At 46.0% G+C, this 16,639-nt stretch carries 12 protein-coding genes and 9 tRNA genes; 6 read left to right on the top strand and 15 right to left on the bottom strand.

Annotation, left to right across the window (positions count from 1 at the left end):
• Positions 1–4: 4 nt before the first annotated feature.
• The 5 genes from hfq to tsaE form a co-directional block, all read right to left on the bottom strand.
• The gene (hfq, locus tag AACV32_RS03590) at positions 5–271 is read right to left on the bottom strand and encodes an RNA chaperone Hfq (protein WP_013857931.1); all 267 of its coding nucleotides are present in this window, start codon (positions 269–271) and stop codon (positions 5–7) included.
• A gap of 181 nt (positions 272–452) precedes the next feature.
• On the bottom strand, positions 453–1,400 hold the full coding sequence (gene miaA / locus AACV32_RS03585) for a tRNA (adenosine(37)-N6)-dimethylallyltransferase MiaA (protein ID WP_026029012.1): 948 nt from the start codon (positions 1,398–1,400) through the stop codon (positions 453–455).
• Between the two features lie 15 nt (positions 1,401–1,415).
• The gene (gene mutL / locus AACV32_RS03580) at positions 1,416–3,398 is read right to left on the bottom strand and encodes a DNA mismatch repair endonuclease MutL (protein ID WP_017045797.1); all 1,983 of its coding nucleotides are present in this window, start codon (positions 3,396–3,398) and stop codon (positions 1,416–1,418) included.
• Between the two features lie 2 nt (positions 3,399–3,400).
• Positions 3,401–5,122, bottom strand: a complete 1,722-nt coding sequence (locus AACV32_RS03575) for an N-acetylmuramoyl-L-alanine amidase (RefSeq protein WP_170895716.1) — start codon at positions 5,120–5,122, stop codon at positions 3,401–3,403.
• Positions 5,116–5,580: a tRNA (adenosine(37)-N6)-threonylcarbamoyltransferase complex ATPase subunit type 1 TsaE gene (gene tsaE / locus AACV32_RS03570; protein ID WP_010318946.1), complete on the bottom strand. Its 465-nt coding sequence runs from the start codon at positions 5,578–5,580 to the stop codon at positions 5,116–5,118. The genes AACV32_RS03575 and tsaE overlap by 7 nt, the downstream gene beginning before the upstream one ends.
• A gap of 220 nt (positions 5,581–5,800) precedes the next feature.
• Here tsaE and queG point away from each other — a divergent pair, with 220 nt between their 5' ends.
• Positions 5,801–6,931: a tRNA epoxyqueuosine(34) reductase QueG gene (gene queG / locus AACV32_RS03565; RefSeq protein WP_170895715.1), complete on the top strand. Its 1,131-nt coding sequence runs from the start codon at positions 5,801–5,803 to the stop codon at positions 6,929–6,931.
• A 559-nt stretch (positions 6,932–7,490) separates the two neighbouring features.
• Here queG and AACV32_RS03560 read toward each other — a convergent pair.
• The 10 genes from AACV32_RS03560 to orn all read right to left on the bottom strand — a co-directional run bounded on the left by AACV32_RS03560 (position 7,491) and on the right by orn (position 9,507).
• Positions 7,491–7,557, bottom strand: a tRNA-Gly gene (locus AACV32_RS03560).
• Positions 7,558–7,590: 33 nt separating this feature from the next.
• Positions 7,591–7,667 (bottom strand) — tRNA-Met (locus tag AACV32_RS03555).
• 153 nt (positions 7,668–7,820) lie between these two features.
• Positions 7,821–7,896: transfer RNA gene (locus tag AACV32_RS03550), tRNA-Gly, on the bottom strand.
• 33 nt (positions 7,897–7,929) lie between these two features.
• Positions 7,930–8,006: transfer RNA gene (locus AACV32_RS03545), tRNA-Met, on the bottom strand.
• 88 nt (positions 8,007–8,094) lie between these two features.
• A tRNA-Gly gene (locus AACV32_RS03540) sits at positions 8,095–8,170 on the bottom strand.
• 33 nt (positions 8,171–8,203) lie between these two features.
• Positions 8,204–8,280 (bottom strand) — tRNA-Met (locus AACV32_RS03535).
• Between the two features lie 122 nt (positions 8,281–8,402).
• Positions 8,403–8,478: transfer RNA gene (locus AACV32_RS03530), tRNA-Gly, on the bottom strand.
• Between the two features lie 33 nt (positions 8,479–8,511).
• Positions 8,512–8,588: transfer RNA gene (locus AACV32_RS03525), tRNA-Met, on the bottom strand.
• 122 nt (positions 8,589–8,710) lie between these two features.
• Positions 8,711–8,786 (bottom strand) — tRNA-Gly (locus AACV32_RS03520).
• A 175-nt stretch (positions 8,787–8,961) separates the two neighbouring features.
• Positions 8,962–9,507, bottom strand: a complete 546-nt coding sequence (gene orn / locus AACV32_RS03515; protein WP_010318948.1) for an oligoribonuclease — start codon at positions 9,505–9,507, stop codon at positions 8,962–8,964.
• Positions 9,508–9,661: 154 nt separating this feature from the next.
• On the opposite strand from orn, the gene rsgA reads away from it, so the two are divergent.
• From rsgA to AACV32_RS03490, 5 genes are all read left to right on the top strand, one after another.
• On the top strand, positions 9,662–10,723 hold the full coding sequence (rsgA, locus tag AACV32_RS03510) for a small ribosomal subunit biogenesis GTPase RsgA (protein WP_013857936.1): 1,062 nt from the start codon (positions 9,662–9,664) through the stop codon (positions 10,721–10,723).
• A gap of 174 nt (positions 10,724–10,897) precedes the next feature.
• Positions 10,898–11,755, top strand: coding sequence for an archaetidylserine decarboxylase (gene asd / locus AACV32_RS03505; protein ID WP_013857937.1), 858 nt, complete (start codon positions 10,898–10,900; stop codon positions 11,753–11,755).
• A 213-nt stretch (positions 11,756–11,968) separates the two neighbouring features.
• Positions 11,969–13,384, top strand: coding sequence for an SLC13 family permease (locus tag AACV32_RS03500; RefSeq protein ID WP_170895739.1), 1,416 nt, complete (start codon positions 11,969–11,971; stop codon positions 13,382–13,384).
• Between the two features lie 297 nt (positions 13,385–13,681).
• Positions 13,682–15,562, top strand: coding sequence for a methyl-accepting chemotaxis protein (locus AACV32_RS03495; RefSeq protein ID WP_170895738.1), 1,881 nt, complete (start codon positions 13,682–13,684; stop codon positions 15,560–15,562).
• A gap of 112 nt (positions 15,563–15,674) precedes the next feature.
• Complete coding sequence (locus tag AACV32_RS03490) at positions 15,675–16,562, top strand: DMT family transporter (RefSeq protein WP_013857940.1); 888 nt, start codon at positions 15,675–15,677, stop codon at positions 16,560–16,562.
• Positions 16,563–16,639 lie beyond the last annotated feature (77 nt).

Raw genomic sequence — 16,639 nt, 5'->3', positions numbered from 1 at the left:
AGAATTACTCTTCTGATTTGTCTGATGGACGATCAGACCCAGTGCGTGGCTCAGCAGTGTGGTGGCTCACTGCACGTGCAGGAACAACCGTTGAAATCGCATGCTTATACACCATTTGATTGACTGTGTTTTTCAGTAAGATCACAAATTGATCAAAGGATTCAATCTGACCTTGAAGCTTAATTCCGTTCACAAGGTAGATGGATACTGGAATGCGCTCACGACGTAGTGCATTTAAGAATGGGTCTTGTAGAGATTGCCCCTTAGCCATTTTATTTTCCTTATTTGTATTTTGTTGTAGTTATTTAGCTAGTGGTGCACTGCATTATTGGTGCGGCCTTTGCATCTGAGCTAAATGAATAAAAACCCCGTTGCTACTTGTTATGACGGCGATAATGCCAAATATCAAGTAACGGATCCTTTACAGGGTACATCACGCAAAAGCGATCACATTATACACAGCTAACTCCATCAGATGCTATGGCATTTGAGAGAGTTTCTACTGCATGATCAATGTTTTCGCTATCTAACCAAGTTAAATCATCCCAGCTGCGTAACCAGGTGATCTGACGCTTGGCCAATTGACGGGTTGCACAGATTCCACGATATACCGCTTCCTCTAACGTACAATTCCCATCCAAATAGTCCCACATCTGTCGATAACCAACACAGCGAATCGATGGCAAATCCGGATGAAGATCGTTTCGAGCATAAAGTGCTTTCATTTCTTCTTCAAATCCAGCTTCGATCATCTTTTCAAACCTGAGTTCGATTCGACGGTGGAGCTCAGCCCTTTCCTTGGGAGCTATAGCAAACTGCTTAACTCGAAATGGCAGGCTTTCACCTTTCGTTTGAGTTAACTCTGTAAGAGTTTTACCTGAAATTCGGTAAACTTCCAATGCTCGTGACAATCTTTGTGGATCATTGGGATGAATTCTTGCCGCCGAAACCGGATCAATCGTTTGTAATTGATCGTGTAACTGACCCCAACCATGCTCCAAAGCCTCTTGCTCAATTTGTTGCCGTATCTCAGGGTTAGCCGCAGGAAGTGGTGAAAGCCCTTCAAGTAGAGCCTTGTAATACAACATAGTTCCCCCAACGAGCAGAGGAATTTTACCTTGCGCGGTAATATCATGCATTGCAAGTAATGCATCGCGACGAAAATCCGCCGCCGAATAGGCTTCACTTGGATCCAAAATATCGATCAGACGATGAGGTGCGAGTACCAGTTCATGTGCATTAGGTTTGGCGGTGCCAATATCCATGCCTTTGTAGATCAGCGCCGAGTCGACACTGATGATTTCCACTGGGTATTTTTGGCGTAGACGAATCGCCAAATCTGTTTTACCTGATGCGGTCGGGCCCATTAAAAACAGAGCCAATGGTTGTGTTTGATTCATCATTCTTTTAATTCGTTATGCCAACAAGGCCGCTATGGTAGTAGAAAAATCAACGGGGCGGACAAAACTCGCATCATGAAGAGGAAGTTGCCCTTGCCAAAGCTGTTCAAGTTCCGAAATCATTTGGATGGCTTCAGACAAAGTGTAGTCACTTTTCACCACAGTGATGTGTTCAGCCAGCCAATCGGCAACAAGATCCACCGTAATAGGTTCATCATCAGCCGTAAAATTAGCGGACACGTAAGATAGCAGATCTGGGATTAAGTTTTGCAGGTTTTGTTGCCTCAACGGTTGAGGTACGCCCATCACCATGATGCTTGAACCATGACGTTCTTTAAGCTCAATCCCTAGCGTATTCAACATCGGCTGGCAATGCGTTAACGCTTGATGTTCTTGTGCTGAGAGCTTGATGGAGAGCGGCACGAGTAAGGGTTGGCTTTTCAAGCCGCCTTGTTCGGTATGCAATTGGCCGCGAGTTTTCAGCCATGCTCCTTTGATAAGAGAAAGCAATACGACGCCCTGTTTGGACCCCATTAACAGGTACTGCCCTTTGATTACCGCAATAGCTTTCCCCAACTGTTCGAGCTGCAGCATTTCACCTTGCTCTTGATGTGTGATAGGAGAAAGTTCGACTGCAGAAGCCGGCGGTTGAGTTGCCATCAGCTCTTGATAGAGCTTCACTTCCCCGTTCGAAGGAGAGCCCGTTGGCTGGTGCTCAGCTTTCGCCCGAGAAGAAGATGGAGAGCCGTTTTGCTGCCAATGGCTACGCTTTGGCGTTTCAGCTATGCCGTGCGCGGTTGTGCTTTCTCGCTCAGCTTTTCGTGGATAAGCGGGAGTGTTGTCAATCGCTTGCCACACTTGCTCTGGAACGGTGTTATGCCCCTCAGTTTCTTGGCACACACTATCAATTGCAGTGTCATTCTCAATGCGATCCACAGTCTCCGCATCGGGCTGATGAAAAGCCGATGGTTTGAGCTGCGGCTTTTCAATGTGTTTGCTTTCAGCCAGTGCACTACTGAGTGCTTGATAGATAAAATCATGCACTAATCGCGCTTGATGGAAACGCACCTCGTGTTTCGCGGGATGGACATTCACATCCACTTGATGGGGATCGAGCTCAATGAAGAGTACATAAGTGGCGAACTGATCGCCTCTCAGGCTGGTTTCATAACTTTGCCGGATAGCATGATTAATCAGCTTGTCACGCATCATCCGCCCATTAACGTAGCAGTATTGCAAATCACTCTGCTGGCGCGCGCCTTCTGGAGTCGTTATCCAACCATGCAAGCGAAGCCCTTGATGTTCCAACTCAATGTTCAGCATATGGCGAACAAAAGCGTTGCCACACACAGCCGCGATTCTTTTTTCCTCTTGAGCGGCCGTTTTAGCCGCTCGATATTGACGTACCATCTTGCCGTTATGGCGCACATTGATGGTGACATCAAACCGGCTCAAAGCAATGCGTTTTAGTAGCTCATCAATGTGAGTAAATTCTGTTTTCTCTGTGCGTAAAAATTTGCGCCGAGCGGGCGTATTAAAGAACAGATCGAGTACTTCGACAGACGTTCCAATCGGGTGTGCGGTTGGCTGCAAATTAACCGACATATCTCGACCTTCACTGTATGCTGCCCAAGCTTGTTCTTGCGTGGCTGGACGAGACGTCAATGTAAGCCGAGAGACAGAGCTAATACTCGCGAGCGCTTCTCCACGAAAACCTAGGCTGACGATCGCCTCTAAATCATCTAAGGTGTGAATTTTAGAAGTTGCATGGCGGCTTAAAGCGAGCGCCAATTCCTCTTTTACTATCCCTTGCCCGTTATCGCGCACACGAATAAGCTTCGTACCTCCCTTTTCGATATCGATATCGATACGAGAGGCGCCCGAATCCAAGCTATTCTCCACCAGCTCTTTAACGACAGAAGCCGGCCTTTCAACCACTTCACCTGCGGCAATTTGGTTAGCAAGACGTGCAGGTAGAATCTTAATCGTCATACTCATTACTACTTATTGGGAATGATCAACACTTGCCCTATGGCGAGCTGATCAGACCGAAGTTGGTTTACTTGGCGAATACTATTCAGACTCACTTGATATTGGCTGGCAATTTTGCTCAAAAACTCGCCTTTTTCAACTTTATGCTTACGCAGCGGCTTATCCTTCAAACTCACCGTTATCTTCAGTTTCTGCCCCAGCGTTAAGGTGTCTGAACGCAAGTTATTCTCGCGTTTAATCGCATCCACACTCACTTTATACGTGCTCGCTATCTTGCCCAAATACTCGCCAGATTTCACCACATGCGTAACAATTTCCGTTTCTACTGGGTTGCTGACCACAGGAACGCGAATCGGAGCTGACGTGGCCGGAATCGTTAAGATTTGACCAATCGACAAATTGGCATTTTTTAGTTTGTTGGTTGCGATTAATGCTTGAGTCGAAGTGCCATATTTATTAGCGATAACCGAGAGTGATTCCCCACGCTGCACTTTGTGCTTTTGCGTCTTACCGCGATTAGCAAACAGAGTGCCCTCGGGTGGGTTTTCTTCAAAATACTTGACGATGGCGGTTGCCAATGCGCGAGCCAATTTATCTTGATGCGAGCGCTGAAATAGCAATTGTTCCTCGGTAGGGTTAGAAATAAAACCCGTTTCAACCAACACCGAAGGAATATCGGGCGACTTAAGTACCGCCAAACTTGCGTTGACTGGCTCTGCTTTATGTAAATGGGCTACTTTTCCCATTTCGCCTAGCAGATGAGTTGCCACCTTGTAACCCTCTTTTTGCGAGTGGCTAAATTGCAAGTCCAGCAAGGTTTGGCTAACGTTTCGATCGCTATTGTTTTTTGCCAGCACTTCACCAGCACCACCTAACAGTTCTGATTGCTGTTCGTGATTCTCAACCCAGCGAGCAATTTCCGTATTCGCACGCTTGGTATTTAACACAAACACCGAGCCCCCCCTGGGTTGCGGGGTATGAAACGCATCGGCGTGAATGGAGACGAGTAGGTGTGACTTATTACGGCGCGCAATTTCAGAACGTTTATTGAGATTGACAAAGTAATCGCCACTGCGTGTCATGACCGCCTTCATTCCCGGTACGGCGTTAATTTGATCTGCGATCTTCTTGGAGATACTTAAGGTGGCATTTTTTTCATATTTTTTGGTCGGGCCAATCGAGCCGGGATCTTCTCCGCCATGACCAGCATCAATAGCCACCACGATATCTTCGGTTCCTAATAACTGCGAAGCGTCGCGGCTCACTTTAGTTTGGCTGGCCGGTTTTACTGTCGCCTTGTCACTATCCAAATTGTGGGGTAAATCAACCACCAAACGATGCCCATACTGACCACCCGGCGTTGGCGCAAGTTTAAATGGCTGAGGGTTCACTTTGCGCTGTAACTCAAACACCAAGCGATACGTCCCTTTCTCCGGAGGCGAGCTATTACGAATTTGCTTGAGAACAGGACTATCCGCGACTTTAAGCGGCAATTTTGTATTAAGCGTGGTGTTTTTTAAATCAACCACCAAACGCTCGGGGCTGCTTAAAGTGAAATAGCTATAATCCGCTTCAGTTTTGAGATCGATAACCACTCGAGTTTCATCTGGAGAAGGCCAAACACGCACGCCTTCTAATGTATTCGCGTGCGTCGTTGAAGTAAATAAAGCACAGCCCCAAACCGCAAGCGATAGAGTTATCGTTCGTAACAAATGGATGATGTTCAACATAACTCCAACTGACTCAGCAATGAGGATCCATAGGGGCTGTTTGCACTCAGAAAAGCTTGCCTTTGTTCGCCATCGTAGCGTAGCTCAACATCAATATCTGCGGTTGGAAGTAGACCGCTGCCTTTTTCTGGCCACTCAACAAGGCAGATCGCATCCGGTGTGAAATAGTCACGAATACCCATAAATTCCAACTCTTCCGGATCGGCCAAGCGATAAAGATCAAAATGGTATACTTGCCAATCGGCTAGTTGATAAGGCTCAACTAAGGTATAAGTCGGGCTCTTGACGTTGCCAACATGGCCTAATGCGCGGATGAAGCCACGGCTGAAGGTTGTTTTTCCAGCACCGAGATCACCATGCAAATAAAGCGTGGTTTGCGCAGAGCATCGCTTAGCCAAAGCTGCGCCTAATTTTACCGTTTGCTGTTCGTCTTTTAAGGTAAAGATCTTAGTACTCATGAATTACCGCTCTCAAGTGTCGAAAATTGACTATATAAAAATCAAAAGAACTCGAATAGTAAACTGGGTTGGAATTGAGAGACAAGCTCTCTTCTGTAAGTAAAAGGAAAAAACTCGCTTTTTATGTCAGTTTAATCCACATCACAGACGATCATTTCCTAGATCCTCAATAAAGGATCCGTTAAGATCCTCGCCCCTTTTTGCAACGAGCTCATCGATAATGGACTACCAAGTACTGGCAGACAAAATTAAAATCTGGGCACGTGAACTTGGCTTCGAAAAGGTCGGGATCTGCGATATCGATCTCATTGAGCACGAAGAGCCTTTGCAGAAATGGTTGGATGCTGGATTTCACGGTGAAATGGACTGGATGGCGCGCCATGGAATGATGCGAGCTAGGCCACATGAACTCCTTCCCGGCACCGTCCGTGTGATCAGCGCCCGCATGAATTACTTACCCCCAGATGCTCGGTTTGCCAGTGATTTGAATAATCCCAATTACGCTTATATCAGCCGCTACGCTCTGGGGCGTGACTACCATAAACTGGTACGCAACCAGCTCAAAAAACTCGGCGAAAAGATTGAACAAGAAGTGGGGGCACTCGGTTATCGCCCTTTTGTGGACTCCGCCCCAATACTAGAGCGGCCTTTAGCACAAAAAGCTGGACTTGGTTGGACTGGCAAGCATTCGCTTATCCTTGATAAAGAGAGTGGTTCTTGGTTTTTTCTTGGTGAACTACTGATTGATTTGCCGCTGCCAGTCGATACACCAAGCAGTAATCAATGTGGCAAATGCACTGCCTGCATCACCTCATGCCCTACACAAGCCATCGTGGAAGACGGTGTTGTTGATGCTCGCCGATGCATCTCTTACCTCACCATAGAATATGATGGCGTAATTGCTGAAGAGTTTCGCAAGGCAATGGGTAACCGCATTTACGGCTGTGATGATTGCCAGTTGGTCTGCCCTTGGAATCGCTTTTCCGACCTCACTCAACAAAGTGATTTTCATCGCCGTCAAGCACTGGATGAACCAGACTTAGTTGAACTGTTTGCTTGGGATGAGGCCACCTTCTTACGTTATATGGAAGGTTCGGCTATTCGCCGAATTGGCCACCAGCAATGGTTGCGTAATCTTTCCATCGCTTTAGGAAACGCGCCATATTCACAACGCATTATCGCAGCGCTAAACACGAGGTTAGGCTTGTCTGATTTATTAGACGAACATATACATTGGGCGCTAGTAGAACAAAAACGAAAATCATCGGAGCCAGCGAGTGCATGCTCTAGCAATAAGAAGCAGCAGCGCTTAATTCGAATTGTCGAGAAAGGGTTACCGCGTGATGCGTAAAAAATGAGGTAATTGCATAACTAATGAACACAGACTTTGATATGTATCTCAAAATACCAATTTGTGGACAAAATTTTAAACACGACACTGTTTTCTATAATTGAGAAAAGTTAGCCACATCAGCAATTAATGACAAGGATCAAAGATCTTGATATTAATGATCATACAGTTAGTTGACCTAATGGTGACAAAATAACAAAAATCAATTTAAAAACAATTAGTTATACAGAAAGACAGCAAGATTAGAGAACAGAGCCGCATTAAAAGATCTTTCACTGACACTTACCAGCACTTCACTAAAAACACGTTATACACCAACTTATCCACAATTAATTTTTGTGGATAACTCTGTTAATGAATAAGAATAAATAGCGACGAAAAGCCAGATTCTACAGAGACTAACCTGTGTATTGAAATTCAGCACGTAAGTTATCAAGACGGCAATAAATCCGCTTAGAACTGCAGATTATTTTTATTTTAGGGAGTTATGCTTCACAGCATTAAAGAAAGAGCATAAACCAAATACTGGTTTGAGTTCAGAGAATACTCTGAAAGAAGCTGGAGCGACACATAACCGTTATCTCAACCTTGGCAAGGTTGCGCTCTACCAACTGAGCTAGTGTCGCAATGATTAATCGCATTCACGCTTAATCTGAATTTGGTTGCGGGGGCCGGATTTGAACCGACGACCTTCGGGTTATGAGCCCGACGAGCTACCAAGCTGCTCCACCCCGCGTCCGTATTGTGTCACCGTTAAGTACGATGAAAACTTACACTCTCTAACAAGAGAATTTGTAGCGACACACGAGGTTCACTTTCTTTAAACAAAGAGGCGTGACCTCAACCTTAACTAGGTTGTGCGGCGCTATTCTTTTCTTCGAAAAGAATCTGGAGCGACACACGAGGTTCGAACTCGTGACCTCAACCTTGGCAAGGTTGCGCTCTACCAACTGAGCTAGTGTCGCAATGATTAATCGCATTCACGCTTAATCTAAATTTGGTTGCGGGGGCTGGATTTGAACCAACGACCTTCGGGTTATGAGCCCGACGAGCTACCAAGCTGCTCCACCCCGCGTCCGTATTGTGTCACCGTTAAGTACGATGAAAACTTATACTCTCTAACAAGAGAAAGTGCAGCGCTATTCTTTTCTTCGAAAAGAATCTGGAGCGACACACGAGGTTCGAACTCGTGACCTCAACCTTGGCAAGGTTGCGCTCTACCAACTGAGCTAGTGTCGCAATGATTAATCGTATTTACGCTTAATCTAAATTTGGTTGCGGGGGCTGGATTTGAACCAACGACCTTCGGGTTATGAGCCCGACGAGCTACCAAGCTGCTCCACCCCGCGTCCGTATTGTGTCACCGTTAAGTACGGTGAAAACTTAAACCTGTTCACTTTCTTTAAACAAAGAGTCGTGACCTCAACCTTAACTAGGTTGTGCGGCGCTATTCTTTTCTTCGAAAAGAATTTGGAGCGACACACGAGGTTCGAACTCGTGACCTCAACCTTGGCAAGGTTGCGCTCTACCAACTGAGCTAGTGTCGCAATGATTAATCGTATTTACGCTTAATCTAAATTTGGTTGCGGGGGCTGGATTTGAACCAACGACCTTCGGGTTATGAGCCCGACGAGCTACCAAGCTGCTCCACCCCGCGTCCGTATTGTGTCATCGTTAAGTACGATGAAAACTTAAACCTGTTCACTTTCTTTAAAAGAAGATGCGTGACCTCAACCTTAACTAGGTTGTGCGGCGCTATTCTTTTCTTCGAAAAGAATTTGGAGCGACACACGAGGTTCGAACTCGTGACCTCAACCTTGGCAAGGTTGCGCTCTACCAACTGAGCTAGTGTCGCATTCACAACGTTTCCGTTGTTCAGGGCTGCGAATTATAAGAGCATTTTCTTATGATGCAAGCCCTTACTGGCAAAAAATCTTTTTTTTTTTTTTTTGACGAAAAAGAACGCAAATATGGCGTATTAATCACAAAAACTGGTTAACACGCCATCACCAAAAATGCCGTTCTGAAAATTAAATACTGAATATGGTCTTACGGTAGTACTGAAGCTCAGCAATAGACTCACGAATATCATCTAAAGCCAGGTGACTACCTTGCTTAGAAAAGCCATCCAATACTTCTGGCTTCCAACGGCGAGTCAGCTCTTTTAGCGTACTGACATCCACATAACGGTAATGGAAGTAGGCTTCCAGCTCAGGCATATGTTTATAAAGGAAGCGGCGATCTTGCCCAATACTGTTGCCACAAATCGGAGATTTACCTTTAGGCACCCACTTTTCCAAAAACGTAATGGTCTGTTCAACCGCTTCTTGTTGTGTCACTGAGTCATGACGTACTCGCTCGACCAAACCGCTTTTGGTATGTGTGGTGGTGCACCATTCATCCATTTTAGCCAATTCAGCTTCTGATTGATGAACAGCCAACACTGGGCCTTCAGCCAAAATGTTCAACTCACTATCAGTTACAATGGTGGCAATCTCGATAATTTTGTGAGTTTCAGGGTCTAAGCCTGTCATCTCAAGATCAACCCAAATCAAGTTTTGATCGCTAAAAGACATAAATACGTTGCCTATATTGGTTTGCAGATAAAAAAGGTACTATACCCAAATTCAGATCCCCAAGATACCTTTGGACATTGGATCCAAACGGTATGATTTTGAGTAAAATCTCAACGTTGGATCAAAACGTATCATAATCATGAAGTAGATAATCGTGGCAAAGAAAAAGAAGCTGACGAAAGGTCAAGTACGACGCGTTCGTAATAATCAGAGTAAACGACTCAAAAAAGAGGACACAGTTTCGTGGGATGAAGCCATGCTCGGCACCGCAAAAACTGGGTTAGTGATTACTCGTTTTGGCCAACATGCCGATGTTGAAGATTTAGAGACTCACACCATCCACCGCTGTAATTTACGCCGAGGCATTGAAACGCTGGTCTCAGGAGATCGTGTTATTTGGCGACCTGGACTAGAATCGATGGCGGGTATCTCTGGCGTTGTCGAAGCGGTTGAACCGCGCAAATCGGTTCTGACTCGTCCAGATTATTACGACGGTTTGAAACCAGTAGCGGCAAACATTGATCAGATGGTCATTGTGTCATCCGTACTGCCGGAACTGTCACTCAATATCATCGACCGTTATTTGATCGCTTCAGAAACCGTGAATATTGCGCCGCTAGTGGTACTGAATAAGATTGATTTACTCAGCGATGAATTGCGTAACCAATATCAAGAGTCGTTACGTGTGTACGAACGCATTGGCTACAAAGTGCTTTTTGTCAGCAAAAAAAGCGGTGAAGGGATTGCTGAGTTAGAAGCGGAACTTGGCGGACGGATCAACATATTTGTTGGTCAATCTGGCGTTGGTAAATCCAGCCTAGTGAACGCATTAATGCCAAATTTGGAAGATGAAATTGAAGAAGGTGAAGTTTCTCAAGCATCTGGACTTGGTCAACATACCACCACTGCGGCTCGCTTGTATCATATCCCTACAGGCGGTGATTTGATCGACTCGCCGGGAGTGCGTGAATTTGGTTTATGGCACTTGGAAGCTGAAGCGATCACTGAAGCCTTTGTCGAATTTCGTCCCTTCTTAGGCGGCTGTAAGTTTAGAGACTGCAAACACGCTGACGATCCGGGTTGCTTATTACGTGAAGCCGTGGAAAAAGGTGATATTAGTAACACGCGCTTTGAGAACTACCACCGAATTTTAGAAAGCATGTCGGAAAACAAAGCTAACCGCCAATATTCGCGTAACAAAAAAGCGGATTTATAAATAGCATCGAGTTTTACCCCGGCAAATGTCCGCAGACTTGATCGATAAATTTTTATCTGTCGCCATCGAATAATCCGTAAGCAATGGTGACTAACTGCTGACATGGTGAGAGTTTTTCAGTAACATCTCGCGCCCAAAGTGAAGAACATACAGTTAACATTGGAATCAGAGACAATGGACAAAATTAAAGTTGGACTGCAATACTGGATCCCACAACATGGCTTAACACGCCTGATGGGTAAACTCGCATCAGCGAAAGCTGGCGGTCTAACCACTGCAGTCATTCGTTGGTTTATTAAACAATATAATGTCAACATGGATGAAGCTCTGCATTCAGATCCTAGCCATTTCAAAACATTCAATGAATTCTTTGTTCGTGAATTGAAAGCCGATGCTCGGCCAATCAGTGACGGTGATAGCTTAATCACCCATCCGGCCGATGCTTGCGTTAGTCAATTCGGGCCGATTCAAGATGGCAAGCTGATCCAAGCGAAAGGCCACCATTTTACAGCGGTAGAATTGCTCGGTGGTGATGCCAAACTGGCGCAAGAGTTTGAAGATGGCGAATTTGCCACGCTTTATTTATCACCTCGCGACTACCACCGCGTACACATGCCTTGCGATGGCGTGTTACGTCAAATGATTTATGTTCCGGGCGATCTTTTCTCGGTTAACCCACTAACCGCCGAAAATGTACCGAACCTGTTTGCTCGCAATGAGCGCGTGGTGTGTATTTTTGATACTGAGTTTGGCCCAATGGCACAAGTGCTTGTCGGAGCGACCATTGTTGGCAGTATTGAGCTAGTTTGGTCAGGGACTGTCACGCCTCCGCGCGGCAATACCGTTTATCGCTGGGATTATCCAGCCCAAGGCAATACCTCTGTTGTACTGAAAAAAGGACAAGAGATGGGTCGCTTTAAGCTAGGCTCAACGGTGATTAACCTGTTTGCAAAAGATAAAATTCGCTTTGATGAGTCTATGCAACACAATGCTACAACGGTTATGGGTACTCCATACGCACAGCAACGTTAATCGCCATCTCTTAATGTTCCCTGCCGAATGCGTTAGCTCTGCATGTTCAGAGCTAACGCCTCTAGATATTTCGCTTTTTTTCTTTATTGATAAAAAACAAAACTGCTGCATATTCCTTCGCTAAAACTCAAAATTTCAAGCCGCGTCTAAGACCTTCATTCACATATCATTTACGCTAGTTACTTCAAGTTAACCTAATGAAGGTCATGTGATATGCCTACCATGAATACGGGAATGCTGATAAAGCTTGCGATCTGCTTTTTGCTGCCCATCGGTGTTTTACTGATGCCCATTGATGCAATACCGATTAATGACTTAACCTTAATTCAACATCGATTACTGGCTATTTTTTTATTGGCTGCTCTGCTTTGGGTATTGGAGCCAGTTCCTGTATTTGCCACCTCCATTTTGATCATTGCGCTCGAATTGGTGATGATTTCAGATAAAGGCTTGCATCTCTTTCGTTCGCCACCCGCTGGGCATGATATCGGCGAGTTAATGAAGTACACCGATATTTTCAGCGCTTTCTCTTCACCGATTATTATCTTGTTCATGGGCGGCTTTGCACTGGCGATTGCTGCTTCTAAATATGAACTGGACAACAACTTAGCCCGAGTTTTACTCAAACCTTTTGGTACTCAACCCCGCTTTATTATGCTGGGGCTAATGTTGATCACTGCGGTATTTTCTATGTTTATGTCAAATACCGCGACTACTGTGATGATGCTGGCACTGCTCGGGCCGATCGTCGCTTCAGCTCCAAAAGGGGATTTAGGCATCAAAGCCTTAGTGCTCTGCATTCCGATTGCAGCGAACACCGGCGGTATTGCCACGCCTATCGGTACGCCACCCAATGCGATCGCGCTGCAATATCTCACCGGAAGCAATAGCATTGATTTCTTTTCTTGGATGATGATGGGCTTGCCGTTTGTGATTATTCAGCTCACGTTAGCTTGGTTTTTGCTACAAAAACTGTTCCCCTCTTCAGAAAAACAGATGGTGCTGAAACTAAACGGAACATTCCAAAAAAATTGGCGTGCAATCGTGGTCTACATTACTTTTGCCGCCACCATAGTGCTGTGGATGACCACCTCTCTACACGGCATGAACACCTATGTGGTTTCTATTATTCCTTTGGCGGTTTTTACACTCACCGGCATTATGGGCAAAGAGGAACTGAAACAGATCAACTGGGACGTCTTGTGGCTAGTGGCTGGCGGGATAGCGATTGGAATTGGGCTAGATAAAACAGGGCTCGCTTCAGCATTAGCTCACGCGATTGATTACAGTTCTCTATCGCCTATCTCGGTCGTCATCACCCTGTCGCTCGTGTGTTGGATCATGGCAAACTTCATGTCCAATACCGCAACCGCTAACTTACTCATGCCGATCGCTGCCGCGATTGGCACATCCATGGAAAGCTTGGCCAGTATTGGTGGTATACAAAGTTTGTTAGTGGTTGTCGCCTTTTCTGCCTCACTGGGTATGATTTTACCTGTCTCAACACCACCAAACTCACTGGCCTATTCTACCGGGCTTATTGAGAGTAAAGACATGGCCAAAACAGGTCTGATTATTGGCGTTGTTGGCTTGTGCATTGTCTATGCTGCCGCGCTATTACTGACCTAACCTTTGGTGACTGCGACTTGCATTGAGCGTCAAGACTGAATGCAAGTCGCAAGATGAATCATCTCTATCTAAAACTCAGCAAAAATGACTCAACTGGATGAGTAATAATCGAGCGCGATCATATTAATCAACATCATATTTTCGTAGGATTAGCCTGTTTTAGTTATTCATTTATCTGAAGAACCATGAAAAGACCTCATCATTTGGCTGCAAATAAGCACGGGTGCCGTTAATTCATCTTTTTTCCGTTCTGATCTATCGACACGCTGTTGTCAAACCGTTCTAGGGGCATAACCCATGAGACATACCATCAAATTTAAAATTCAAGTGGCGATCGCCATTATCATTGCGATAGTCAGTGGTGTACAAGCTTGGATCTCCGTCAGCCAACTGCAACAGGAGACGACTCACGCCATCAATAGTGAAATGGAAAATGTCAGTCTCGCCACCAGCCGTTATATCAGTGATTGGCTCGGGATCCGTAGCAATATGATGTTGGCCAATGAATCTTTTATCGCCAGTAATGACAACGCAGATCAAGCGCTACTGGTCACCAAAAAAGGCGGTGATTTTCTTTCTGTCTATGCTGGCTTCAGTGATGGCACCATCGCTTATGGTGATAAAACCGAAGATTGGCCAAGTGATTATGATCCAAGAACGCGCCCTTGGTATAAAGATGCAATGGCACAATCCGGGCTTATAATTACCGAACCCTACCAAGATTTTGATGGCAGCATCGTAGTCAGCTTCGCCAAAGCCTTTAAAGGTCAAAAGCAAGGTGTACTCGCCGCCGATTTAACCGTAACCAATCTCATTAAAGAGGTACTGAGTGTTAAACTCGATAACCAAGGCTTTGCGTTTCTGGTTGATGGCAATAACAATATTGTCGCCTATCAAGATGAAGCCTTAAGCCAAAAACCTTTAACCAATTTAAACAACGAATTAGATTCCCAGCACATGGCCAGCTTAGCCCGAGAAAATCGCGTGGATACCATCGCTTGGCCAAAGCAAGGCAACAAATTAATTTACGTCTCACAAATACCAAATACCGATTGGTTACTGGGCATTGTGGTAGACAAAGAGATGGCCTACGCCTCGGTTTCTGAGCAAATAACCTTTACCGCCATTGCCTCTTTAGTGCTCTACATTATTATCGCCAGCATCAGCACTTGGGTTGTAACCCGCTTACTGCAACCACTGCAGGTATTGTCGAACGCTTTAGCGCAATTAGCGCAAGGAGAAGGCGACCTCACCCAACGCATCGACATTCGACGCATGGATGAAATCGGTGAATTGGCCGAGAAAGTGAATCTCTTTTTAAGTCAAATGCAGGAGATGCTGAAAGGGATCGTCAGCCGTAGCCAACAACTTTCCCAGCAAGCACAAGACGCCAATGACCTTTCTGCTCAAGCTTCCATGCGAGTTGAGCACCAACAAAATGATGTCAACCAAATAGCCACCGCGATTCACGAGATGTCGGCTACCGCCGCTGAGGTGGCTAGCCATGCCGAACTAACTGCTAGCGCGTCACAAGCATCGGCCTCAGCTTGTGATGACGGGCAGGCGGTTATCAAAAAGAATCGAGATTCCATTACTCACTTAGCCAATCAGGTCGATAGTGCAGCCAAAGTGATCCGAGAGTTGGAGAGCAATGCTCAAAGTATCAACCAGATCCTATCCACCATTCAAAGTATTGCCGAACAAACCAATCTGTTAGCACTCAATGCGGCGATTGAAGCGGCCCGCGCAGGTGACCAAGGCCGTGGTTTTGCTGTGGTAGCCGACGAAGTTCGTGTGCTCAGCCAACGTACACATGGTTCAACGGAAGAGATCCGCACCATGATAGAAACCTTGCAGCGCAATACTCAACATGCGGTCGAGAATATGGAAGCCAGCACCAAACTGGCCGACCACAGTGTTGACTATGCCGAACAAGCTCACGACAGTTTAGTGCGGATCACGCAAGCCATTACCGAGATCAATGATATGGCCTTGCAAATTGCCAGTGCCGCTGAAGAGCAGCGAGCCGTCAGCGAAGACATTAGCCGCAATACACAAGGTATCAAAGACGCTTCTGATGACCTTGCTAGTCAAACTCAGCAGAGCAGCCACAGCGCTCATGAAATGCATTTATCGGCAGAAGCCATGCGTAACGATATTCGCCGCTTCAAAGTGTAAATCCTCTTGGCTTGCCTCTTTTAATCACATTGAGGCAAGCCCATAAATTCCCTTTGTTTTCCCCTAGCGCTTAAGGCATATTGAGATCCTTCCCTCGTTCAAGGATGTCTACATGGGCTACGAATGGCTCGCGCTTGCTGCCGCGTTTCTTTGGGCAGTAGCCAGTTTACTGTCTGTTACTCCCGCTCGCCATTTAGGAACCTTTGCTTATAGCCGTTGGCGCATGGGCTGTACTTCTCTCATTTTAGTGAGCATGGCGCTGGCAACTGGCGGCTGGGCAACGGTAAACAGCGAGATGGTAACACCCATGATGTATTCGGGGTTGATTGGCATATTCATTGGCGATACGGCGCTGTTTGCGTGTTTAAATCGCATGGGGCCAAGACAAGCGGGTTTGCTCTTTTCCTGCCATGCCGTTTTTTCGGCCATTCTCGGCTATTTTTTATTCAGCGAAAGCATGAGCCATGCAGAGCTAGTGGGCGCGACTTTTGTCTTTTCAGGTGTTCTAACGGCCATATTTTTTGGCCGCCGAGGGCAAAATCATAATGCATTGGAAGCAATTAAAGGTCGAGTATGGGTTGGCATTGCACTTGGCCTTATCGCGGCTCTATGCCAAGCATTGGGTGGGATCATCGCCAAACCTGTAATGCAAACGGGGATCGACCCCATCGCCGCTTCCGCGATTCGAATGCTCACCGCCTTCACCGCACACTGCTTACTGTTGGCTACTGGTGCAAAATTAGCACGCGCCACTCAAGCCATTACGCTGCCCATTTTTACCATTACTGCCATCAACGGTTTTCTTGCGATGGCGGTCGGAATGACATTAATTCTCTACGCACTGCGTGAAGGCAACGTGGGTATGGTGGCCCTGCTCTCCTCAACCACGCCCATCATGTTGTTGCCTATTTTATGGATGTATACCAAACAGCGGCCCAACCGCTTCGCTTGGTGCGGCGCACTGTTTGCCGTGCTTGGGACGGGAATTTTAGTTTATTAAATGGCGCTAAAAAGGCACCGATGTTGATCAATAGGCTACCTTTATAGGCATTGATAGGGAGAATCATTGATCTTAAC

This window comes from Vibrio sp. B7 (assembly GCF_963888765.1).
GTDB lineage: Bacteria > Pseudomonadota > Gammaproteobacteria > Enterobacterales > Vibrionaceae > Vibrio > Vibrio anguillarum.
Note: the sequence above shows the minus strand (reverse complement) of the source record. Positions and strands in the feature narration are given on the sequence as shown.